The organism is Ruegeria sp. AB9, assembly GCF_056542585.1.
Window position 1 is genome coordinate 452,799 of sequence record NZ_JBQGAA010000003.1, and the last position, 22,626, is coordinate 475,424.

General features: G+C 56.8%; 20 protein-coding genes, 1 other RNA gene and 1 riboswitch. Of the genes, 9 read left to right on the top strand and 12 right to left on the bottom strand.

Going from position 1 to position 22,626, the window contains the following annotated elements; translation table 11 throughout:
• Nucleotides 1-22: 22 nt before the first annotated feature.
• A complete protein-coding gene (gene fnrL / locus ACR0K5_RS11385) occupies nucleotides 23-766 on the bottom strand; it encodes a transcriptional regulator FnrL (protein ID WP_480629762.1) in 744 nt (247 codons plus the stop codon).
• Between the two features lie 61 nt (nucleotides 767-827).
• Here fnrL and hemN point away from each other — a divergent pair, with 61 nt between their 5' ends.
• Complete coding sequence (hemN, locus tag ACR0K5_RS11390; RefSeq protein ID WP_480629763.1) at nucleotides 828-2,183, top strand: oxygen-independent coproporphyrinogen III oxidase; 1,356 nt, start codon at nucleotides 828-830, stop codon at nucleotides 2,181-2,183.
• A 211-nt stretch (nucleotides 2,184-2,394) separates the two neighbouring features.
• Nucleotides 2,395-4,323 carry an elongation factor G gene (locus ACR0K5_RS11395; protein ID WP_480629764.1) on the top strand — a complete coding sequence of 643 codons (1,929 nt, stop codon included), beginning with the start codon at nucleotides 2,395-2,397 and terminating at the stop codon, nucleotides 4,321-4,323.
• A gap of 24 nt (nucleotides 4,324-4,347) precedes the next feature.
• Here the strand turns inward: ACR0K5_RS11395 and ACR0K5_RS11400 are convergent, their stop codons facing one another.
• The 6 genes from ACR0K5_RS11400 to ACR0K5_RS11425 form a co-directional block, all read right to left on the bottom strand.
• Nucleotides 4,348-5,937 (bottom strand): ABC transporter ATP-binding protein, encoded by a 1,590-nt coding sequence (locus ACR0K5_RS11400; protein WP_480629765.1) that lies wholly within the window; start codon nucleotides 5,935-5,937, stop codon nucleotides 4,348-4,350.
• Nucleotides 5,934-6,215: a hypothetical protein gene (locus ACR0K5_RS11405; protein WP_480629766.1), complete on the bottom strand. Its 282-nt coding sequence runs from the start codon at nucleotides 6,213-6,215 to the stop codon at nucleotides 5,934-5,936. Before ACR0K5_RS11405 ends, ACR0K5_RS11400 begins: the two co-directional genes overlap by 4 nt.
• 32 nt (nucleotides 6,216-6,247) lie before the next feature.
• Nucleotides 6,248-7,354, bottom strand: a complete 1,107-nt coding sequence (locus ACR0K5_RS11410) for an ABC transporter permease (protein ID WP_480629767.1) — start codon at nucleotides 7,352-7,354, stop codon at nucleotides 6,248-6,250.
• Entirely contained in the window at nucleotides 7,355-8,440 is a 1,086-nt protein-coding gene (locus ACR0K5_RS11415; protein ID WP_480629768.1) for a microcin C ABC transporter permease YejB, read from the bottom strand.
• A gap of 7 nt (nucleotides 8,441-8,447) precedes the next feature.
• Complete coding sequence (locus ACR0K5_RS11420) at nucleotides 8,448-10,385, bottom strand: extracellular solute-binding protein (protein WP_480629769.1); 1,938 nt, start codon at nucleotides 10,383-10,385, stop codon at nucleotides 8,448-8,450.
• A gap of 169 nt (nucleotides 10,386-10,554) precedes the next feature.
• Nucleotides 10,555-11,067: a c-type cytochrome gene (locus ACR0K5_RS11425; protein WP_480629799.1), complete on the bottom strand. Its 513-nt coding sequence runs from the start codon at nucleotides 11,065-11,067 to the stop codon at nucleotides 10,555-10,557.
• A 120-nt stretch (nucleotides 11,068-11,187) separates the two neighbouring features.
• Here ACR0K5_RS11425 and ACR0K5_RS11430 point away from each other — a divergent pair, with 120 nt between their 5' ends.
• Complete coding sequence (locus ACR0K5_RS11430) at nucleotides 11,188-12,021, top strand: prephenate dehydratase (protein WP_480629770.1); 834 nt, start codon at nucleotides 11,188-11,190, stop codon at nucleotides 12,019-12,021.
• Nucleotides 12,022-12,025: 4 nt separating this feature from the next.
• On the opposite strand, the gene ACR0K5_RS11435 is transcribed toward ACR0K5_RS11430, so the two are convergent.
• From ACR0K5_RS11435 to nudC, 3 genes are read right to left on the bottom strand one after another with little or no spacing between them, the layout of a single operon-like run.
• Nucleotides 12,026-12,568, bottom strand: coding sequence for a chloramphenicol phosphotransferase CPT family protein (locus ACR0K5_RS11435; RefSeq protein WP_480629771.1), 543 nt, complete (start codon nucleotides 12,566-12,568; stop codon nucleotides 12,026-12,028).
• Nucleotides 12,569-12,617: 49 nt separating this feature from the next.
• Nucleotides 12,618-13,085, bottom strand: a complete 468-nt coding sequence (locus tag ACR0K5_RS11440; RefSeq protein ID WP_480629772.1) for an SRPBCC family protein — start codon at nucleotides 13,083-13,085, stop codon at nucleotides 12,618-12,620.
• A gap of 38 nt (nucleotides 13,086-13,123) precedes the next feature.
• Nucleotides 13,124-14,107, bottom strand: coding sequence for an NAD(+) diphosphatase (nudC, locus tag ACR0K5_RS11445; RefSeq protein ID WP_480629773.1), 984 nt, complete (start codon nucleotides 14,105-14,107; stop codon nucleotides 13,124-13,126).
• Nucleotides 14,108-14,289: 182 nt separating this feature from the next.
• Between nudC and ACR0K5_RS11450 the strand changes: the two genes are divergently transcribed.
• The 3 genes from ACR0K5_RS11450 to rsgA all read left to right on the top strand — a co-directional run bounded on the left by ACR0K5_RS11450 (nucleotide 14,290) and on the right by rsgA (nucleotide 17,483).
• Nucleotides 14,290-16,158 (top strand): bifunctional 2',3'-cyclic-nucleotide 2'-phosphodiesterase/3'-nucleotidase, encoded by a 1,869-nt coding sequence (locus tag ACR0K5_RS11450; RefSeq protein WP_480629774.1) that lies wholly within the window; start codon nucleotides 14,290-14,292, stop codon nucleotides 16,156-16,158.
• Nucleotides 16,159-16,197: 39 nt separating this feature from the next.
• Nucleotides 16,198-16,296, top strand: an RNA gene (gene ffs, locus ACR0K5_RS11455) — signal recognition particle sRNA small type.
• A gap of 158 nt (nucleotides 16,297-16,454) precedes the next feature.
• Entirely contained in the window at nucleotides 16,455-17,483 is a 1,029-nt protein-coding gene (rsgA, locus tag ACR0K5_RS11460; RefSeq protein WP_480629775.1) for a ribosome small subunit-dependent GTPase A, read from the top strand.
• A 36-nt stretch (nucleotides 17,484-17,519) separates the two neighbouring features.
• On the opposite strand, the gene ACR0K5_RS11465 is transcribed toward rsgA, so the two are convergent.
• Entirely contained in the window at nucleotides 17,520-18,377 is an 858-nt protein-coding gene (locus ACR0K5_RS11465; RefSeq protein ID WP_480629776.1) for an alpha/beta hydrolase family protein, read from the bottom strand.
• A gap of 132 nt (nucleotides 18,378-18,509) precedes the next feature.
• Nucleotides 18,510-18,724, top strand: a riboswitch (cobalamin riboswitch).
• An 89-nt stretch (nucleotides 18,725-18,813) separates the two neighbouring features.
• Here ACR0K5_RS11465 and ACR0K5_RS11470 point away from each other — a divergent pair.
• Nucleotides 18,814-19,221 (top strand): hypothetical protein, encoded by a 408-nt coding sequence (locus ACR0K5_RS11470; protein WP_480629777.1) that lies wholly within the window; start codon nucleotides 18,814-18,816, stop codon nucleotides 19,219-19,221.
• Here ACR0K5_RS11470 and ACR0K5_RS11475 read toward each other — a convergent pair.
• Entirely contained in the window at nucleotides 19,213-19,725 is a 513-nt protein-coding gene (locus tag ACR0K5_RS11475; protein WP_480629778.1) for a protein-tyrosine phosphatase family protein, read from the bottom strand. The two genes, ACR0K5_RS11470 and ACR0K5_RS11475, sit on opposite strands and share 9 nt — an antisense overlap.
• A 171-nt stretch (nucleotides 19,726-19,896) precedes the next feature.
• Here ACR0K5_RS11475 and ACR0K5_RS11480 point away from each other — a divergent pair, with 171 nt between their 5' ends.
• Together ACR0K5_RS11480 and ACR0K5_RS11485 are read left to right on the top strand one after the other, a co-directional pair.
• Nucleotides 19,897-21,657: a DNA polymerase III subunit gamma/tau gene (locus tag ACR0K5_RS11480; protein WP_480629779.1), complete on the top strand. Its 1,761-nt coding sequence runs from the start codon at nucleotides 19,897-19,899 to the stop codon at nucleotides 21,655-21,657.
• A gap of 92 nt (nucleotides 21,658-21,749) precedes the next feature.
• The gene (locus tag ACR0K5_RS11485; RefSeq protein ID WP_480629780.1) at nucleotides 21,750-22,619 is read left to right on the top strand and encodes a TauD/TfdA dioxygenase family protein; all 870 of its coding nucleotides are present in this window, start codon (nucleotides 21,750-21,752) and stop codon (nucleotides 22,617-22,619) included.
• The last annotated feature ends 7 nt before the right edge of the window (nucleotides 22,620-22,626 follow it).

Below are 22,626 nucleotides of genomic sequence, written 5' to 3' on the forward strand. Positions count from 1 at the left end.
CGCCTGAAGAAAGTGGTTCAAGTCAGACCAGAAAGCCGCCATCCGAATCGTCGCCCGCCTCTTCCATGAGGCGACCCAGATCGGGGATGGTCACATGCCGCTTGCCTTCAAGCGCTATCACGCCGTCCTTTTTCAATGCTGATATCTGCCGACTGACCGTTTCCAGCGTCAGGCCCAGATAATCCGCCATGGCTTCTCGGGTCAGGGGCAGATCAAACACGATGGACCCAGACAGACCTTTTTGGCTGATCGACGCGTCACGACGGGCGATAATTGACAACAGGCTTGCAATCTTCTCGCGCGCTGTTTTGCGCCCAAGGACCAGCATCCACTCGCGGGCGGCGTCGAGTTCGTCCAACGTCATCTGCAAAAGGCGATGGGCGATGTGCGGGGTGTGATCCATCAGTTCTTCGAAAGGCTTCTTGCGAAAACAACACATCACGACATCGGTCGTCGCCTGAACATCGTAGGGTGCTGTCTCGCGCCCTGGGCGGCCCACGAAATCGCTGGGCAACAGCAGACCGACCATTTGAGTCCTGCCATCTTCCATCGTCTGCGTCAAAGAGGCGATTCCAGCCACGACTGAGCCGACAAAATTCATCTGATCCCCCGACCAGATGATCGTCTGACCCGCCTCAAAGCTGCGATAATACTTTATGCTTTCAAGCTCTTCCAGCTCATCGGCATCACAACGGGCACAGACCGCACGATGTCGAATCGGGCAATCTCCGCAATTAGAGTGGTCAAACTGTGCTTTTACTGTCATGCGCGTTCCTACTTGATCTCCGTCAAAGCAACCAAGTCGTCTGTCTCCTAAGGGTATCGCCATGATAGTGAAACCACAATTGGCAAAGCTTGGACTTTTTGACGCGAAAGTACCGCGTTACACAAGCTACCCCACCGCCCCCCACTTCAGCAACGACGTGGGAGCAGACATGTTTGGCGACTGGATTTCCGGGATCAAACCCGGCAGTGCAATTTCGCTGTACATTCATGTTCCATTCTGCCGCAGGCTATGCTGGTTCTGTGCGTGCAGGACACAGGGAACACAAACCGACAATCCGGTGATCGCCTATGTCGACGTTCTGAAGGCCGAATTGGACCTTCTGGCAGCGCGGTTGCCTGAGGGTGTGGTCCTGTCGCGTCTGCACTGGGGCGGCGGCACACCAACGTTGCTGAACGCCCAACTGATGCGCGAATTGGCACAACACATCCTGGGTATCGTACCCATGGGGCCTGATGCCGAATTCTCGGTCGAGATCGACCCGAACGAGATTGACGAGGCGCGTCTGGATGCGCTGGCAGACGCTGGCATGAACCGCGCGTCGATTGGGGTGCAGGATTTCGATGACGAAATCCAGAAAACCATAGGTCGAATTCAAAGCTACGATACTACACGCGACGCCATCAACATGATCCGCGAGCGTGGCATCTCCAGCCTGAATGCAGATATCCTTTACGGTTTGCCACATCAGACAAAGACCCGGATGACCGAAAGTGTGCAGAAACTCCTGTCACTCAGCCCGGATCGCGTAGCGCTTTACGGATACGCCCATGTGCCTTGGATGGCAAAGCGGCAACAGCTGATTCCGTCGGACGCTCTACCCACACCTGAACAACGCCTCGAACTCTTTGACACGGCCCGGCGATTGTTCCTGTGGGACAAATATGCCGAGATCGGCATCGACCATTTCGCCACCCAGGATGACGGGCTGACACATGCGTTGCGCGCGGGCCGCCTTAAGCGCAACTTCCAGGGCTATACCGACGATCAGGCCGATGTTCTGATCGGTGTCGGAGCCAGTTCGATCTCGCGCTTTCCACAAGGCTACGCGCAGAACGCACCTGCCACATCCGCCCATACCAAAGCCATTCGCAACGGGCAGTTTTCGACATCCCGAGGTCACCTCTTCAAGGGTCAGGACATTCTGCGTGCGCGCCTGATCGAGGCGCTGATGTGCGATTTCAAAATCGACACTGCAGAAATCCTGCGGGATCACGATGTATCTGCCGCTGAACTGGACGAGATGTATCGCGCGGCCAATGCTTCTTTCGACGGGCTGCTGCAGATAACCGAAGACGGGCTTTATGTGCCGCCCGAAGCGCGTGCGCTGACCCGGATAATCGCCCGCAGCTTTGATGCCTATGATCTCAGCAAGGCTGGGCACAGCTCGGCGATCTGACCTTTTTCAGCGGGCTGCATTCAGCCCGTGCAGCGGAATACACATCAGGGGCTTGACGCACGCCTGCGGTTTTTCCCACACTCAGGCTGCAGGATGACGTTTCACCCTGCAGCCTGAGGCGGGCAAAATACAGACAATCCTTGTCGGCGCAAATGCGTCGGTCGGTCCCTTTCGTGCAGCCATTCTGCAACCTGAAAGAGGGACAACACTCATGCGCGTTTTCACCGTCCTCGGGCCCAGCCAAGCGGGCAAATCTACGCTGGTCGAGGCCATCAGCCGCCTCGACGGGCGCCCCACCACATTCGATGTTTCCGGAACCGTGCATTTGCACGGTTTTTCTTACCTGGACGAGCCCTGGTGCGCGATCGACGTAGACGGAGGCGGCGACGCTCTGGCGTATGTCGGGCCCGCAATGGCGATTTCGGACGCTGCCGTCGTTGTCGTGCCCCCCGACCCTAATGCCGCCGTTCTGTGCGCGCCCTATCTGCGGCTGGTAGAAGAGGCCGGCATCCCATGCTTTCTGTTCATCAACCGGATGGACAACCCCAACGGCCGCATCCGCGATATCATCGCCTCACTGCAAACATATTGCACCCATCACATCGCCCTGCGTCAGGTGCCGATCCGTGAAGGAGAAACAATCATCGGCGCGGTTGATCTGATCTCGGAACGGGCCTGGAAGTATCAGGAGGGCCAACCCTCGGCCCTGATCGAACTGCCCCAATCCGTCGAAGACCGTGAGCAGGAAGCCCGGACCGAGTTATTAGAAACCCTGTCTGATTTCGATGACAACCTTCTGGAACAGCTGATCGAAGACAAACAGCCGCCAAGTGACGAAGTTTATGATCTGGCCGCACAGGTCCTGCAGAATCATCAGTTGATCCCCGCCTGCCTGGGTGCTGCGAGCCACGGCAACGGGCTGACGCGGCTGATGAAAGCGCTGCGCCATGAAGCCCCGGAGTTCAATATCGCCGCCGGGCGCGATGAGGCCGCGGACAGCGCTCGTGCCATCGCCGGTTTTGCAGACGTCAAGAAACACATCGGTAAAATCGTCGTTCTGCGCGGCCTCGGAGATGGCGTGCAAGCCCACGAGGCTCTGGGCGGTGAAACCGTAGGCAACCTGACAACGCTGGATGCCAAAACCCAGATTGCCACGCTGGAAGCCGGGCAGATCGGTTTGGCGGTGAAATCCGATCACCTCAACCCTGGTTATATTTATGACAGCAATTCGGCGACAGAACTGCCGGAATGGGCGGCCTCACATCCGATCGCTCATCGTCAGATCGTCTCGCCTTCGCATGAGCGGGATGATGTTCGCCTGTCCAACGCCCTGAGCCGTCTGACCGAGATCGACCCCGGCCTGCACTTGCAGCAAGATGAGCTGAGCGGCCACGCGGTTCTTGGTTCTCAAGGTCCACAGCACATGCGCCGCGTGACCACCAAGCTGGCCGAGGATTTCGGGATCGAGATTGAAGCGGATCAGGTCGAAACTGCTTTTCGCGAAACCATCCGCACGCCTATCGAACATCGTCACCGCCATCGTAAGCAATCCGGCGGCGCGGGGCAGTTCGCGGATGTGGTGATATCGGTCGCGCCCCTGCCACGCGGATCAGGGTTCCAGTTCGAAGAGGTGGTCAAAGGCGGAGCGGTTCCCAAGAACTACATCCCGTCGGTGGAACACGGTGCCAAGGACGCGCTGGAACAAGGGCCCGAGGGTTTTCCGGTGGTCGATGTCAAAGTGACCCTGAGCGACGGAAAACACCACAACGTGGACAGTTCCGACTATGCGTTCCGAACAGCAGGCAAGAACGCCGTACGTGAGGCGTTGCCTCAGGCCAAGCCGGTGGTTCTGCAGCCGATCCTGAGCGCTGAAATTCACCTGCCTTCCGATTTTGTTGGCGATCTCGTGCCAACAATAAGTTCTCTGCAAGGACAGGTCCTGGGATTTGAAGGCAACCCAAACGCATCAGGCTGGGAAATCTTCAACGCTCAGATTCCCGCCGTTGCCGAGGATGAGTTGCATCGCACTCTCGCCAGTGCCACGCGCGGAACCGGGTGGGTCAAGTTAAGCTTTGACCACTATGAAGAACTGCGTGGACCTGTGCCCAAAGCGGCGTCCAAAGAAAAGGCAAACGCGTGATGAACTGAAGAAGGCGGGCTGGCCTCAGCCCGCCGCAGCAATCAACTCGCGGGTATAGTCGGTCTGAGCATTTTCGAACAAATCCTCTGCCGCACCCATTTCAATCACATCCCCGTTTCGCATGACGATCACGTTGTGCGACATCGCCCGCACCACTTTCAGGTCATGGCTGATGAACAGGTAAGCCAATCCGTATTTCTTTTGCAGATCGCGTAGCAGGTCGACGATCTGAACCTGAACCGTCATGTCCAGCGCACTGGTCGGTTCGTCCAGAACCAGCAGCTTGGGCCGCAGAACCATCGCACGCGCAATGGCGATGCGCTGACGCTGACCGCCTGAGAACTCGTGTGGATATCGGTCCATCGCCGCAGGATCCAGACCCACTTCGGTCATCACCTCAGCGACCAGTTCGCGCGGTGCGCGGTGAGGGTCAATATTGTGAATTGCCAGACCTTCCGCAATGATCTGCTGACAGGTCATACGTGGGCTGAGGCTGCCGAACGGGTCCTGAAACACGATCTGCATATCCTTGCGCAGTCGGCGCAGCTGTTTCGTGGACCACTTTCGCACATCCTGATCGCGGAAGGTGATGCCGCCTTCGGATGCGATCAACCGCATGATCGCCAGCGCCAGCGTGGTCTTACCCGACCCGCTTTCGCCCACAATTCCCAAGGTCTCGCCCGCGCGTACGCTCAGCGTGGCATCATTCACCGCCTTCACATAACCGACCGTGCGCTTCAGAAACCCGCGCTGGATCGGGAACCAGACTTTGAGGTGATCGGTGCGCGCAACCTCTTCCGCATCTCTTGCAACAGCTTCAGGCTGTCCCGAGGGCTCTGCGGCCAGAAGTTTGCGGGTATAAGGGTGCTGCGGATTGTCGAAGATGTCCTGTGTCACACCGGTTTCGACAATTTCGCCATCCTTCATCACACAGACCCGATCGGCGATCCGGCGCACGATGCCCAAATCATGGGTGATGAATAGCATCCCCATATTCTCGGATTTCTGCAGCTCTGCCAACAACTCGAGAATCTGCGCCTGAATGGTTACATCCAACGCCGTTGTCGGTTCGTCTGCAATCAGGATGTCGGGTTTGTTGGCCAGCGCCATGGCGATCATCACGCGCTGCCGCTGCCCGCCCGACAACTGGTGCGGATAGCTGTCCAGCCGATCCTCGGGGTCGCGGATGCCGACCTTGTTCAACAGCTCCAATATCCGACCCCGCGCCGCGTCACCTGTCACGCCTTGATGCAGCGCCAGCGATTCTGCCATCTGCTTCTGAATGGTGTGCAACGGGTTCAGCGAGGTCATCGGCTCCTGAAAGATGAAACTGATATCATTGCCCCGCACATCCATCAGATGCTGTTCCGAGGCGCCGATCATCTCTTGCCCGTCATAGGTCACAGACCCTTCGACCAGAGCACTGTCACCCAGCAGCGAAACGGTCGACAGCGCGGTAACGGATTTACCCGACCCGGACTCTCCTACCAGGGCGACTGTCTCACCCCTGTCTACGGTAAAGGACACACCCTTGACCGCCGCGCTGATCTGACCGTCCTGCCGGAAGGATACGCGCAAGTTTCGCACGTTCAGCAAGCACGTTTCGCTGTTCATACGCTGATCCCTTCCAAAGCTGCATACATATAGCCGACCCAAACAGCGCTGATCAGCGCGGTCACCTGCAAGAATGTCGGAAAAGACCGTTTTTGGGCGTAAGTGACGGCAGTGGCAAGCAATGAAAACGTCCCCGGACCAAACAGAACAAAGAAGAAGAGCCCAAATACTTCGAACCGAAAGGAACCATGGGGGTGGGATTGGACGAAATCCCAGCCCAGCCATCCCAGCATACAGGCGATATAGATCAGAGCCGCTGCAGCCGCATATCTGATCATCCTTGCGACCACACTGTTACTTGCGCCAACGGTCATGAGAATGTCTTTCTGGGATCAAACGCATCCCGCACGCCTTCAAAAATGAAGACCAGCAGGGACAGCATGATGGCAAAGGTGAAGAAGGCGGTGAACGCCAGCCACGGAGCCTGCAGGTTCTGTTTGGCCTGCAATGTCAGTTCTCCTAGCGAGGGGGCCGAAGACGGAAGACCAAAGCCCAGATAATCCAGCGAAGCCAGACCGCCGATGGTTCCGGTGACGATGAACGGCATAAAGGTCAGCGTCGCCACCATCGCGTTGGGAAGCATATGGCGGAACATAATGGTCATATTGCCCACGCCCAGCGCCCGGGCCGCGCGCACATATTCAAGGTTTCGCGCCCGCAGGAATTCTGCGCGCACCACTCCCACCAGTCCGGTCCAACTGAACAGGATCATCAACGCAACCAGCAGCCAGAAACTTCGCCCCAATACCGCAAACATGATGATGATGACATAAAGCGACGGTGTCGCCGACCAGATCTCGATGATCCGCTGAAAGATCAGGTCCAGCCAACCACCAAAGAACCCTTGAATGGCACCGGCAAATATACCGATCAGACTGGCCGCACCCGTCACAAACAGTGTGAACAGGATCGACAAGCGGAAGCCATAAATCACGCGGGCCAATACATCGCGTTTGGTGTCATCGGTTCCCAGAAGGTTCTGACCGTTGGGGGGCAATGGCGCGGCCCCGGGGCGATCTACCGACGTGTTGTAGGAATAGGGAAGCAACGGCCAAAGCGACCAGCCGCGTTCGAATCCGTCGGCCTGAAACGTACCGGTGTCGATTTGTTCGATGATACCTTCGGGGTCGTCAAAACACTCTTCCAAACCACCGCTGTCTATCAGACACTGAACCTCCGGGTCGCGATAAATAGCCTCTGTCTGGAAGTCTCCGCCAAATTCGGTTTCCGCGTAGAAGTTGAAGATCGGTGTATAAAACTCACCCCGGTACTTCACGAGGATGGGTTTATCATTTGCAATGAACTCGGCGCACAGCGACAGGCCAAACAGCACCGAGAAAATGATCAGTGACCAGAAGGCGCGCCTGTTGCGGCAGAAGTTGCTCCAGCGGCGCTGATTCAGAGGGGACAGAGCCATTTATCCCTCCCGCTTTTCGAAATCGATGCGCGGGTCGACAAGCACATACATCAGATCGCTGATGATGCCGACAACCAGCCCCATCAGGCCGAAAATGAACAGCGTACCGAAAATCACCGGATAATCCCGCGCCACGGCAGCTTCAAAACCAAGACGACCCAGACCATCAAGCGAGAAAATCGTTTCGATGATGATCGAACCACCGAAGAACACGCCGATAAACACGGCCGGAAATCCTGCGATGACAATCAGCATCGCGTTGCGGAACACATGGCCATACAGAACTTTTTGCTCGCTCAGCCCTTTGGCTCGGGCGGTCATCACATATTGCTTTTTGATCTCATCCAGAAACGAGTTCTTGGTCAGCAGCGTCAATGTGGCAAAGGCCGAGATCGTCAGCGCAATTGTCGGCAGCGCAATGTGCCAGAAGTAATCCGCGATTTTGCCGAAAAAACTCAGGCTGTCCCAGTTGTCCGACGTCAGACCACGCAGCGGGAAGATTTGCCAATACGAACCACCGGCGAACAGCACCAGCAGCAGAATGGCAAACAGGAAGCCGGGGATCGCGTAGGCCACAATGATCGTCCCGCTGGTCCAGGTATCGAACCGGGAGCCATCCTTGACCGCTTTGCGAATGCCCAGTGGGATCGAAACCAGATAGGCAATCAATGTCGACCACAAGCCCAGAGAAATCGAAACCGGCATTTTTTCCAACACCAGATCAATCACGCTGATCGAACGGAAATAGCTTTGACCGAAATCCAGGGTCAGATAGTTGCCCATCATGATCAGGAACCGCTCCAGCGGCGGCTTGTCGAAGCCGAATTCCTTTTCCAGATCCTCGATGAACTCTTTCGGCAACCCGCGTGCGCCGACATATTCACTATCTGAACCAAAGGTTTCTTCGTTGGTGGCACCTTCGCCCCCAGCGAATCCGGCGAATACATCACCTTCGCCCTGCATCTGAGCAAGGATTTGTTCGATCGGTCCACCCGGCACAAATTGTACCAGCGTGAAGTTGACGATCATAATGCCCAATAGCGTTGGAATAACCAACAGCAGGCGTCGTAGAATATATGCTCCCAAGTGTACTTTACCTCAACGCACCTGCGGCCTTCAAAGCCTTGTATTTTTCTTCGTTGAACCACCAAAAATCCAGATAGCCAAGCCCGCGGGGCGGCAATTCCGGAGGATGCTCGTACATATCGTAGTAAGCAACCCAGCTTTCGGCTACATATCCGGCCGGAATCTGAATGCGCCGGAACCGAAGCGCGCGGTCGAGCGCTTTCAGGGCTGCGATTTCCTTTTCGCGCGAGGTGGTGTTCAGGGATTCATCGATGATCGCGTCGATGAGCGGGTCCTGCAGCGACTGAGGATTGTAGGAGGAGACAACTGCTGTTTCGGAACCATAGGCTTGTTTCAGGTTCGTGCCAGCCACTTCAAACGGCTGATTGCGGAAGAACATCATGTCCCAGTCTTTGTCATAATACCGCTGGGCATACTGCGCGGTATCGACCTTTTCGGCCTCAACGGTCACGCCGAAGCTTTTGAGCGTTTCGACATAGGTCGAAATGATAGCCTCGATTGTGTCTGAAGATGCGCCGGACATCATGATCTTGAACTGCATCAACTCACCATCCGCATTGCGCAGTTTACCGTCGCTTCCTACGGACCAGCCTGCCTCTTCCAACAGCTTGAGTGCGCGGCGCTTGTTGCGGCGGTCGGTTGGACGGTCAGGGTTTGAAGAATGAGCCATGACAGCCTCTTCGGTGAAAAGCTCTGCGGGGACCACATCTCCCAAACTTTCCAGAAAGGTCTTTTCCGCACCTTCTGGTACGCCAAAGGCCTGCACTTCCGAGTTTTCCGTGAACGAGTGGCGCTGTTTTGTCAGACCGTATTGCAGCGAGGCAGAGGTCCAATCGAAATTGAAAGCAAGCCCCAGCGCCTCTCGGACTTTGATATCCGTGAATGGTTCGCGCAACAGGTTGAACACAAAGCCCGACGGTGACGGCGGCGTCATGTCAGGTATCGTCTCAAGTTTGACGTAGCCTTTTTCGACTGCCGGGAAATCGTATCCGGTCGCCCATTTCTTAGTGCTGCCTTCGGCACGAAACGTGTAAAGCCCGGCTTTGAAAGCCTCAAACTCTGCGGCATCATCAGTAAAGTACTCGACCTTCACGCGTTCGAAATTGTGCCGCCCACGATTGATCGGAAGATGCCATCCCCAATAGTCTGGATTACGTTTGTAAATGATATAGCGATTGACCTCGTAGCTATCCAGAACATACGGGCCGCTTCCCATCGGTATGTTCCAGCTCTGCTTATCCAGTCTTTCACCGGTTTTCTCGTACCAGTCTTTCGAGAATATCGGCGTACCGCCAACCTGCGAAATCAGTGATCGGCGAGAAACGCCATCCACGAAGTTGTACCTGATCGTATGATCATCAATGACTTCATATCCCTCAATCCGCAGCTTGACCGCGCGTGCATAACTGCGGATCGCCTGCTCCAGGAACAGATCATGGGTGAAGGCGGCGTCATGAGCCGTCACGGGTGATCCGTCAGCAAATCTTGCTTCCGGGCGCATGTGAAACACGCACCAGCGTTTGGATTTCGGATATTCAACAGCTTCGGCAATCAGGCCGTATTGCTCGGTAATTGAATCCGCTGGGGTCGCCGTTCCAAACGGGCCGTCACCAAACATGCCTTCGGCAACCAATCCGGAATACAGGCCGGCCTTGCCTTGCCAGTTCCACCGGTTCATCCCGTCAAACGTACCACGCGTACTGACCGATATCTCTCCACCAACTGGTGCATTCGGGTTCACATAGTCAAAATGCTGATAATCAGCAGGGTATTTGAGGTCGCCAAAAAAAGAGTATCCGTGCGCTCGAATGATCTCCTCTTCCTCAACCCCTGTTGCGTATCCCGTTACTGGCGAAAAAGACGCTAGCGCGCTGGCACCAAGCAATTGCAAGGTTGTTCTGCGGTCAATTTCACACCCGAAGGTGGGGCCATCTGTTTTCGCCATTGCAGTTTCTCCTGCTTTTTTCCAGTTCTTAATCTCGCGCCAGCCAGCTAAATTGCCAGCACTGACAGATTCAAGTTTAGAATGCGTGAGCGGTTTGTGAAGTTTCCTTCAGACAAAAAAAGCCGCTGCGCGGGGCAGCGGCTTGGAATTTCTCTGGTCTGTCAGGCAATCAGTTGCCGATTGTCTGCAGATAGGCAATCACGTCTGCGCGATCCTGCGGCTTCTTCAGACCGGCAAAGCTCATCGACGTGCCCGAGATGTATGCGCTTGGGCGTTCCAGGAATGCATCCAGCGCCTCAGGCGTCCAGTTGCCGCCATGCGCTTGCATGCTGGCCGAATACCCGGTGAAACCGTTGGCCGAAGCAACCGGGCGATCAACAACGCCGTACAGATAAGGGCCAGTGCCGTTCGCACCGTCTTCCAGCTTGTGGCACGCGGTGCACTTGCGGAACACTCGCGCGCCCTTTTCGACGTCAGCCGCGGCCAGCAGGTCTTCGAAGACCACTTCTTCGCCGTCGGCGCTTTCGCCCGAACTCTCGGTTTCGATAATGTAGGCGGCCTCAGCCGAGCCATGGCCACCGGAAGCATAGAGGACGTCCGCCCCCCATTTGGCCAGAAGCAGCACCAGGAAAGTGCCAAACAGGCCTGCGGCGGCCTTGGTAACTGTCATCGTGTCGAACATTGATCGCGTGTCCATTTCAGCTGTCTGGGCAGGTGTCTAAGGCTTCCACTTGCGAGAGGCAAGGTATAGACACCGCGACGAAACGACCAAAAAGCGAACTTGTTGCATGGAATCGACCAAATGACCAATCGCATTGCTTTTCAGGGCGAACCCGGCGCCTATAGTCACGAGGCCTGCCGCAACGCGCGACCCGATATGGAGGCCCTGCCCTGCCGCACATTCGAAGATGTGATCGAATCGGTGCGCTCGGGCGCGGCCGATCTGGCGATGCTTCCGGTCGAAAACACGACCTATGGTCGGGTCGCCGATATTCACCGCCTGTTGCCGCATAGCGGTTTGCACATCATCGATGAGGCCTTTGTACGTGTTCACATCAACCTTCTTGGTGTACCGGGCGCCAAACTGGAAGACATCACCGAGGCGCATTCGCATCTGGTGTTGCTGCCGCAATGTTCCGGTTTCCTGAAAGAACACGGCATTCGCGGTCGTGTCAGTCCGGACAATGCCCGTGCTGCGCGTGAAGTCGCCGAGGTCGGTGATCCTCATTCTGCAGCTCTGGCCAGTGAACTGGCGGGCGAAATCTATGACCTGAATGTGCTGGCCCGCCATATCGAGGACAACGACGACAATACGACCCGTTTCCTTGTCATGTCACGAGAGGCGGATTTGTCACGCCGCGGCGATCACGGCATGATCACGAGCTTCGTGTTTCAGGTCCGCAACATCCCCGCCGCGCTGTACAAAGCCATGGGGGGCTTTGCGACCAACGGGATCAACATGACCAAGCTGGAAAGCTACATGGTCGATGGGTCCTTCACTGCAACGCAGTTTTACGCAGACATCGTCGGTCATCCTGAAGACCGAAATGTTCAGCTGGCCATGGACGAGCTTGAGCATTTCACGACCAATGTCGAAGTTCTTGGCGTCTATCCGGCAGCTCAACCGCGCGGCTGACGCGTCATTCGACTGGTTGACTGAATTCAGATTGGCGCAGATCGCTACGCCATGCCTGAAGGATTGCGTGAACGTTAGCTTCTACACTTTCTGTTGAATCAATCTCGATATCATAAACTCTGCCTGCGTGGATCAATGACTGATCGCGTTCGGCACTGCCAACAGGGCGATCGCCGCGCAAACGTTCCCGTTCGTTCAATTCCGGAACAGGGCAATGGACAGCTACGAACAAAACGTCAAAAGGGCGGAACAGGCGGTGTAATTCTTCGGCCCACCCTGCCGTGTCCAGTATATGTTCCAGAATCAGATTGTTACCTGCCGCCAAGTACGCCGCCAGTGACTGATGAAACCCATCAAAGAACGCTGACCTGTCGATGGACCAATCAAACTCTCCGCTGCGATAGCGACTTAATGGCAAAACGCCGGAATCGCGCAAATGATCGATTGAGATATGCCAGAACGGCATTTCAATCTTCTTTTGCAACGCCTGCACAATCGTCGATTTTCCGCTGCTGGATGCGCCATGCAGAAAAATAATGTGCGCCATTTAGGCCCTCTTGCGTATGTCTTGCCCTGATCAGGGCTCTGGCTATCGCCTATGCCCCATGCAAATGACGCTGTTCCAACTCACGCGCAAACTCGCTGAGCCGCACCTGAAATTGTTTGCGGAACCTTGATTGCCCCAGCCTCATGGATTGCAACAGCAGCCGTGCGGGCAAGGTTTTTGCGGCCAGTGACATCTCAACGTTCAGACGTGTCCGGCGGGGGGAAAGAGCCAGGAAATCTACTGTCGTCAGGCCGGTCATGCCCTTGCTGGCAGCTTCAAACCGCATTTGCGACGGCTTGTCGTAGTCCGTCATCACCACTGACATCTGGCGCGGCTTTCCACGTAGCTTGAATTCCGTTTTCCATTCAGTGCCAGCGATCACCATTGCACCCGCATCCAGGCGCCGCACGTCGATGCCACGACGCATCGCCATACGCTCGAACCTTTCGAAATCTGACACCATGTCAAACACCGAATTGATTGGGGCTTCGATATCTTCCCGCGCTGAAAACTGCATAATGACCTTTATTGTATCTGGCTTAACCAGTTTTTCCTTCAGTCCAGCGTATCTGCAAGCCAGTTCTGAAGCAGAAAATGAGCAATAGCTCCCTTGCGCGCTGGCAACAACCGAGGATGTTCACCGGCAAACGCCTGCATCATTTCAGATTTGCTGACCCACATCGCCTCTTCAATCTCGACCGGATCGATCACGATGTCGCGCGACAGGGCCTTTCCGGCGCATCCGAACATCAGGGATGCCGGGAACGGCCAGGGTTGACTGGACAAGTAAGAAACCGCACCCACAGGCACGCCAGCCTCCTCCATTACTTCGCGGCGCACCGCTGCTTCCAGCGTTTCGCCAGGCTCAACAAATCCCGCCAGCAAGGAGAACATCCCCTCGGGCCACCCCGGAGAGCGTCCCATCAGCACACTGTCCCCGTGCGTAATCAGCATAATCACGACCGGATCGGTGCGTGGGAAATGCTGCCCACCGCAGGAGGGGCAACTGCGCTGCCATCCCCCTTGCGACACTTCGCTGGCTGCACCGCAGCGAGCACAAAAGCGATGTGTTTCGTGCCACCCAATAACCGCTTTGGCCGACGCGGCCAATTCCGCATCTCGCGCGGAAAGTCGCGTCATGATCCTTCGAAGCTCGGCAAACACATGCCCTTCCGGCAAGTCCGGGTGCTGTTGCTCGGATCTGTCGACAAATTCGCCCAGACCAGTCAGGTCCAACCCCTCTGCAGCCCAAGCTGAGATATCCGCCGCGAACAAAGGTACACCTTTCGCGCCAAGGCCAAGAAACACAGGGGCTTCGATTACACCGCCGGGGCCATCATTGACCAGCGGATGCGTCATCGCGGTTAGGGCAAGCTGATCCAGCGCCTCACCCGTTACCAGCAGTTTCCCCCGCCAAAGCAACACGCATCGCGCAGCAGGATTGCGCGTCATTTCGGCCAGCTCGTCCGAATCCCCACGAAGATGCGCCGCTCGATCCAGGCCCGAGCCGCCAAAGGTCACCTGCTCTGCGTTTTTCATTGGATTTCCTTCTGGTCCTGCGCACAGGGCTGCCATGTCTCAGCCCGTGTTGCAATGACAATTCAAAGACGCGAATCCCACGGCCCTGCCACTGAAAAGCCGCATGGTGGTCTCGGAAAATTCATCTACGATACTTTTTGATGAATTTAGTCGATAACCACATTTAAAAGCAGAATAAAAAAGTGAAGCAAAACCCTTCGAAACAGGTTCAACCCACGGATGATTTTGGGAACATTCGTATTCTTGCCACTACCGACCTGCATATGAATCTGACCGGTTTTGATTATTACACGGACAAAAAGGACCCAACGCTTGGGTTGACCCGCACCGCAAGCCTGATCCGCAAAGCCCGAAAGGAGGTCACAGATGCACTGGTGCTGATGTTCGACAATGGGGATTCGCTTCAAGGAACGCCGTTGGGCGAATGGGCAGTGCGGCACAGCAATCCCCATCCGATGATGCAGGCATTCGGGGCGCTGGAATATGATGCGGTAAGCCTGGGCAACCATGACTTCGGGTTCGGGCTACCGTCGTTGGACAAGATCCTTGCACAAGCCCCCTGTCCGGTTCTCTGCGGCAACCTTCATCGGTCTGGAGAAAAACAGTCATGGCAACGTTATGCCATTCTGGACCGTACCGTGTCGGTCGGCAACAAGGATGTGCCCATTCGCGTTGGTGTGTTTTCAGTTCTTCCACCGCAAACAACCCGTTGGGAAGAACATAATCTGAACGATAATGTTGTGGCTGAAGACATCATTGTCGCGGCACGATCTCTTACGCATTTGCTGCGGGTAAGGGGGTGCGATTTGGTCGTTGCGCTCGCCCATTCCGGCCTCGGAAACACGGAAGTAACGGCTGGCACTGAAAATGCTGTTATCCCCCTGGCTGCGATTGAAGGCATCGACGCTGTCGTCGCCGGGCACACTCACCTGACTCTTCCCGGAAACAGTAACACCCGAACTCCCGGTGTGGATTACGCGAAAGGGCTGGTGCACGGAACACCGGTTGTCATGCCCGGCTCGGCAGGCGCATATCTTGGGGTCATCGATTTGACCGTTACACTGCAGCCAAAGTCAGGACTGCGCGTTGTTGATTGCCATACAGAATTGCACCCTGTTTTTGGTGGCAGCGCTGCAATTGGTGAAGACATGGAAATTGCGCGCCTTGTCGAAACCGCACATCATCAGACCCGACAGGACATGGCTGCGCCTGTTGCACGCGTCTCTGAAAACTTGCACAGCTACTTCAGTTTCTGTGCTCCGGATCGCGGATTGACGCTGGTGGCTTCGGCGCAAGCTGCCGCATTGCGCGCTTTTCTACAAGGTAATGCGCTTGCAGAGCTTCCGTTGCTGTCTGCCGTGTCACCGGCCAAAGGCGGCGGGCGTTCCGGCCCCCGGTATTACACGGACGTTCCGGCTGGTGAAATTTGTCTGCGTCACGTTGCGGACCTGCATGTATTCCCCAATGAACTGCGCGCAATCCAGATCACAGGCGCCCATCTGCTGGAATGGTTGGAGATGTCGGCTAGCGCATTCAATCAACAATTGCCCGGCGCCGAAATCGAACTGTTCGACCGGGATCGGGCGGGGTACAATTTCGATATCATCTTCGGCCTGTCCTATCAGATCGACCCTTCGCAACCACCGCGATATGATGTCGAGGGTCAATTGATTCATCCCGGGCACAGGCGTGTTCACGGTCTGACATGCGCGGGCCAACCCGTGCAGTCGGATCAGACTTTCGTGATTGCACTCGACAACTACCGAGCAAGCGGAGGGGGACATTTCCCGCACATCTCTTCAGTCCAAGCTATCAATCTGCCGCCGCTGGAAATCAGGGACCTGTTGCGGGATTACATGACCCAACGCCTGCCGCCCGATCCGTTGGCCCAGCAGCCGTATCCTTTCTCTCTGGTGTCGCAATCGGGGGCAACGACGATTCTTCGAACGGGTCCCGGTGCTTTGAAGTACATTGATGAATTGAGCATGTTCGAGCCAAGTATTCTGGAACCTGATGACGACGGTTTTGCACGCATTCGCCTGACGCTCTGACGGGTTGTCTTTTGCCGAAGCCTTCCCTATATCCAGAATCGAGAGGTTGGCGCGGGCGAGCGCCTCGCCAACCTGGTCAGGTCCGGAAGGAAGCAGCCACAACGAGCCCCGCTTGGGTCGATGTCCAACCTCTCACTTCGTGAACCATAGCCGCAGGAGGGCATTATGATTGTAGCAAAAACCCTTCGGGCAGAACGGTTCTGATCTCACAGTACTAACCGACTGCCTGAACACGTGACCCGGGGATGAGCGTTTGCCATCCGTTGGGATTGCTGTTTCTGACAACGGGCAGACCAATGTATTCTTCACTTTCGGACCTTGGATGGTCCTCTCACTTTGCTGCGCAACACGCGGACAACCCTTCATGCATGCCTTTTCGCATTGCTTCCGTCCATCGGGACCGTCTGATCGGGCTGACCCCGGATGGCGAATTTCCATTGCTGACCCTTGATCAACCGACCGGTGCTTTTGCCGTCGGTGACTGGGTTCTCACTGACGACGATAAACGCGTGCGCCATCTGCTCGATCGGCGCAGCCTGCTGCACCGACGCGCCGCCGGTACTGGTGCCGCGACGCAACTGATCGCTGCTAATGTCGATGTGCTGTTCATCGTCAGTTCCTGCAACGCCGATTTCAACCTGCCCCGGCTGGAACGTTATTTGGCGCTTGCGCATCAGGCCGGGTGTTACCCGGTTGTTGTTCTGACAAAAGCCGACACATCGGACGACCCCGACAGTTTCTCCGGGCAGGTACAAGCTGTGGACCCGTTTTTGACCGTTTTGACAGTAAACGCACTGGACCCTGCGGCAGTTGAAAAAGTCCTGTCATGGTGCCCCACAGGCCAGACCGGCGCGCTGGTCGGATCGTCCGGCGTTGGCAAAACGACACTTGCCAACACAATGACCGATCAGGATCTCGCCACGTCAGGTATTCGCGAGGATGACGCACGTGGTCGGCATACAACCACCGCACGCGCATTGCACCGGATGCGTAACGGCGGTTGGCTGATCGACACACCCGGAATGCGCGCTTTGCGCCTGCTGGATGCTCAGGACGGGATCGACGAAGTATTCTCGGACCTTACCGAGTTAAGCCAGCACTGCCGCTTTTCAGATTGTCAGCACGACACAGAGCCCGGATGTGCAGTGCAAGAGGCGATCACCCGCGGCATGCTTGATCCGGCGCGATTAGGCCGTTGGCGCAAGCTCCGGCGCGAAGAGCAGCGCAACTCTGAAACCGTAGCTCAATCCCGGGCCCGGGATAAAGCGTTCGGCAAGATGGTGCGTGGCGTCATGCAGGAAAAAAAGCTTCGCGACCGGCGATAGCTGGAAGGTGCTCGGCAACGCCTGCGCCGCGTCTGGTCAGGCGATCAGGCGCGGCCAAACTGCAGCGTTGCGCCGGGCAAATGCTCCGATATGACCAACCTCTGGCAGCCCGAAATCGGCTGGCTTCAGCAGGTGACGGTTGGCCTCGGAGCCGTAAAGATCAGCAAGTCGCCAGACCGCTTCTGGCGGCACCATCTGATCATCCTCGAAGGTGAACAGATCTACGGGTACGCCCGAACCTTCCCACCACGCGGCAGGCAGGTCCTGGCCAGTTTCGGGCACATAGTTCAATGGTGCCGTGCACCACCTGCGCCACTGCCAGTAAACAGATGAAGGCAGATCCGAGCCAAAGCCGATCGCTTTCCCGGGCAGATACCCGAGCGCCCGCACAATCAGAGGGGCATGACCGTACCAGAACAACCACGCCAGACCCCGATAGGGCCACGGATGGTCCTTCAATGTCACTAGGCCCGAACAAACGCAGATCATACGGTCGACCTTATCGATATCGGGCTGCACCGGACCCAACATCGCGCCGACTGAATGGCCAATGGTCCAGTGTCTTGCATTCGGGTATCGCCGACGCATTTCCGCCCGTGCCGCAGGCATGTCGATCAAGGCCCAATCCGCCATGGTCGCACGCGAATCTTTCAAGCGGCCCGTCAAAGAAAACCCGTAATCCCGATAGTCATAGGTCAGGCAGGCCATGCCATGCTCAGCGGCGAGCCATCGTGCGAAATGACAGTAATAATCGCGCGGCACACCAGTTGCACTGTTCAGCACGACAACGGTTTCCGGCTCGACTACTGGGCGATAGAGGCGTGCAGACAGCGTTACCGATCCAGACGGGAATTGAAAATCTTCGGTCAAAACACTCTGCTCTGTATCCAACATGATCTCTGACTTTGCGCTGCACAATCGAATGGGCCGACTTCAATGCCATGGACAGTACGCAGGAACCTGCAGTGCATCCAGCATGACCAAACGTCCGGGCAAAAGATCGGCTTGACTCGGTGGGTGGTCAAACGCTAGCGGTTGTGTGATGGTTTCCGACCTCCACAAGGGATCGGGATGAAAAGGGAACACGGTGAGGTTATGCCCTCAGGGCTCAACCAAATCCGCGACTGCCCCCGCAACTGTAAGCGGTAAGCAATGCCAAAACACCACTGGCCCAACGGCTGGGAAGGTTGGCAAAGCAATGACCCGCAAGTCAGGAGACCTGCCATCGGAAACGAAACCGAAACTCGGGCGGGGTGTCCGGGCAGGTCCTGACCGCAAAAGCCGTCCTGCCTGACCAAACTCTCCTGTCCCCACGCGCGGAGGGCGCAGGATGATCTGGAAGACAAAAACGCATGAATACAGTGCAACCGTTTGTCAGCGGACGGGCAAAACCTGCCCGGCTTTGGCGCAGCTTGCGCGCTCGATTGCGGAGGCCATGACACAGGCCACAGCAGCCACAAGCGATGATTTCGAGATTGAAGGAAACAGTGAGCTGTCGCATTGCACCGAAGGATGCCATGCAACGTTCCGGGCGCAATCAGGCAGCATTCGTGTCTTTTGCGGCACGCAGCCCGAAGCTGCGATTGAGACCCTGAATGTTTATGCCGATTTGGTCTTTGGAAACACGTTTTGCGCGATGCCATCCAATATCGTCAAATACCCACCCTGCGCTATGATCGAAGCTTCCACGATCCGGCCTCGAAAAACCGTTTACACGCCCGAGCAGCTTTCAGTCTGATTCCAGATCTACCTGTGCCTGGGCAAGTTGAGACGCCCAGGCCAGTTGCGCATCAGTTTCTACGGCACAAGGTCGCACGGCCCGCAATCGTTCCAGCGCTTTGTCGGCGCGTTCGCCACATTCGACCATCAGCCGCAGGACAACCATGCCTGACCTACCACAGCCTCCTCGACAGTGTGCCAAAACGCGACCTCCGCCTGACAGCGCGTGTCGGGCTGCGGCACTGACAGACGGCCACGCGTCCTCAGTCGCCTTTGTCGGCGCTCCGAAATCTTCTATCGGCAGGTGAACCCACCGGCTGGCGCGGCTTTGAATGTCGCTGCCAAAACTCTGCGCCCCGTCCTGAAGCATTTCGACATCCGTTGTCATCGATACAACAAGCCCCGGCTGCCAGGCTGCGATCGTATCCAGATCGCTGGAATAATCCCCGCCACGTCCGGGCATCGAGGTCAGGGCAAGCGTTCCTCCTCCGACTTGCAGGGCGTAGACCACCAACTGCGACATGAATTGTGTCCTCCCCAAAGAACTCTTTACAAAAATGAGTTATTAAATCTGCTGATGCAGTTTAGTGCGAAACTGACTCGTTTCTAAAACAAAAATCATCACACCACGCTGTGGACGCGGGCAGCAGTGGCCACTACGCTGTGCCGAAGCACCGAATCCGAACGAGAAGACATGACTGACAGCCCCAGCCCCGCCTATCAGGTTCTCGCCCGCAAATATCGCCCGGAAACCTTTGCCGATCTGGTGGGTCAGGATGCCATGGTGCGCACCCTGAAAAACGCGTTCGAGGCCGATCGGATCGCGCAGGCCTTCATCATGACCGGTATTCGCGGAACTGGTAAAACCACGACCGCTCGGATTATTGCCAAGGGCATGAATTGCATCGGTCCGGACGGGAACGGCGGTCCCACAACCGAACCCTGCGGTCAGTGCGAACACTGCGTCGCCATCATGGAAGGCCGCCATGTCGACGTGATGGAGATGGACGCCGCAAGCCGCACTGGCGTCAACGACATTCGCGAGATCATTGACAGCGTGCGTTATCGCGCCGCCAGCGCGCGTTACAAAATTTACATCATCGACGAGGTTCACATGCTCTCGACCAGCGCTTTCAACGCGCTGCTCAAGACGCTGGAAGAACCGCCCGCACATGTGAAGTTCATCTTTGCGACCACCGAAATTCGCAAAGTGCCCGTCACGGTGTTGTCCCGATGCCAGCGCTTTGATCTGCGGCGGATCGAACCCGAAGACATGATCGGTCTGCTGCGCAAAATCGCCGGAGCGGAAAGCGCCCAGATCGCGGAAGACGCACTGGCGCTGATCACCCGAGCAGCGGAAGGATCGGCCCGGGATGCGACCTCGCTACTGGATCAGGCGATTTCGCACGGGGCTGGCGAGACTACCGCCGATCAGGTTCGTGCCATGCTTGGACTGGCGGACCGTGGCCGCGTTCTGGACCTTATGGATATGATACTGCGCGGCGATGCCGCGAGCGCACTTACCGAGCTGAGCGGTCAATACGCCGAAGGCGCGGACCCGCTGGCCGTGCTGCGAGATCTGGCCGAGATCACACATTGGGTGAGTGTCGTTAAGATTACACCCGATGCAGCTGAAGACCCGACGGTTTCTCCGGACGAGCGTACCCGAGGCCAACAGATGGCAAACGCCCTGCCAATGCGGGTCCTGACCCGGATGTGGCAAATGCTGTTGAAGGCGCTGGAGGAGGTTTCAGCCGCCCCGAACGCCATGATGGCCGCAGAAATGGCCGTTATCCGCCTGACCCATGTCGCTGATCTGCCCAGCCCAGAAGAACTGATCAAGCGATTGCAGGATACCCCCCCGCCGTCAGGCGGGCCCAACGGCGGCGTTTCTATACCGCGGCAGGGCGCGATGCCAACGCAAGCCAGCGCGGTCCAATCTTCTGCCTACACTTCGCCCCCTCGTGGCGGTGGTGGCGCACCGATTGCGGCATTGGCACAGGATGCCCAAACAGCCCTCGCCCGGTACCCAACCTTTGAACATGTGGTCGAACTGATCCGCACCAACCGCGACGTGAAGTTGTTGGTTGAGGTGGAAAACGGTGTGCGCCTCGTGTCTTACCAACCCGGTCGAATCGAATTCACCCCTGCCACGCAAGCACCAACCGATCTTGCTCCGCGGCTGGGCTCTGCCCTGCAACGCTGGACAGGAAATCGGTGGGCTGTCTCGATTGTCTCGAACGGGGATACACCGACAATTGCAGAAGTACGGGACGAGGCGGAGTTGGCGCTGAAATCCGAAGCCGAGCAGCACCCTTTGGTTCAGGCCGTGCTCGCGCAATTCCCCAAGGCGCGGATCACCAAGATCGAAACGCCCGAACAGCGCGCGGCCCAAGTCGAGACCGAAGCGTTGCCCGAAGTTGAAGATGAGTGGGACCCGTTCGAGGAAGACTAGCCCAAGGAGACGCCACCGCGTGTCGCAAATGAAACAGATTGCGATCACAGATAATCACACCCTTCCTGAACACGTTTTGATGGAGGGCCTTGATGCGCACATCACCACTGCATCCACGTTTCGGATTGGTTGTTCACGATATCGACCTGCGTGAGGTTACCCGTGACAACTTGTATCCTGATATTCGGCACGCATTCGAAACCCACTCAGCTTTGCTGTTTCCTGCACAATCGATTTCGGATGCAGACCATATTCGAATCGCCGAACTGTTTGGCCCGCTGGAAAACAGGGAAGCCATGGCGGCAGGTCGCGACATTGAATTTCAGGTTTCTGAACTGACCAACAAAACAAAAGACAGGCTGCGCACAAAGGACGATCTGCGCTTGTTGGACTTGCAGGCGAATATGCTGTGGCACACGGACAGTACGTTCCTGCCGACTCCTGCGCTGATCAACATGCTGACCGCCAAGGTTGTGCCACCAACTGGCGGCGAGACCGAGATTGCATCGACGCGAGCCGCATGGGAGGACCTGCCCGACCACCTGAAATCCATCTTGAAGGACGCGATTATCTGGCACCGGCTTTCCCATTCCCGGTCGAAGATCTCGGCAGATCTGGCCGCTTTGCCCAAAATGACCCGCTGGCCGGATCGCCCCTGGCGCGCGATATGGCCAAATCCTGTGACAGGCGAAGAGGCCTTGTTCATCGCCTCGCACGCCTTTGCCATCGAGGGGATGGGACATGCGGAAAGTCAAACCCTGCTGGACGAAGCCATCGCGTTCTGCACACAGCCGGAATACGTCTATACCCACGGATGGTCTGTAGGCGACGTCCTGATCTGGGACGAACGCGCAACGCTGCATCGGGGCCGCCCTTGGGACTACGATCATCCAAGAACCCTGAAATCCATTTGCTGCTCTGTCACCGACGCCGATGGTCTAAACCGTGTTCGCGTGATCTGAAAACCAA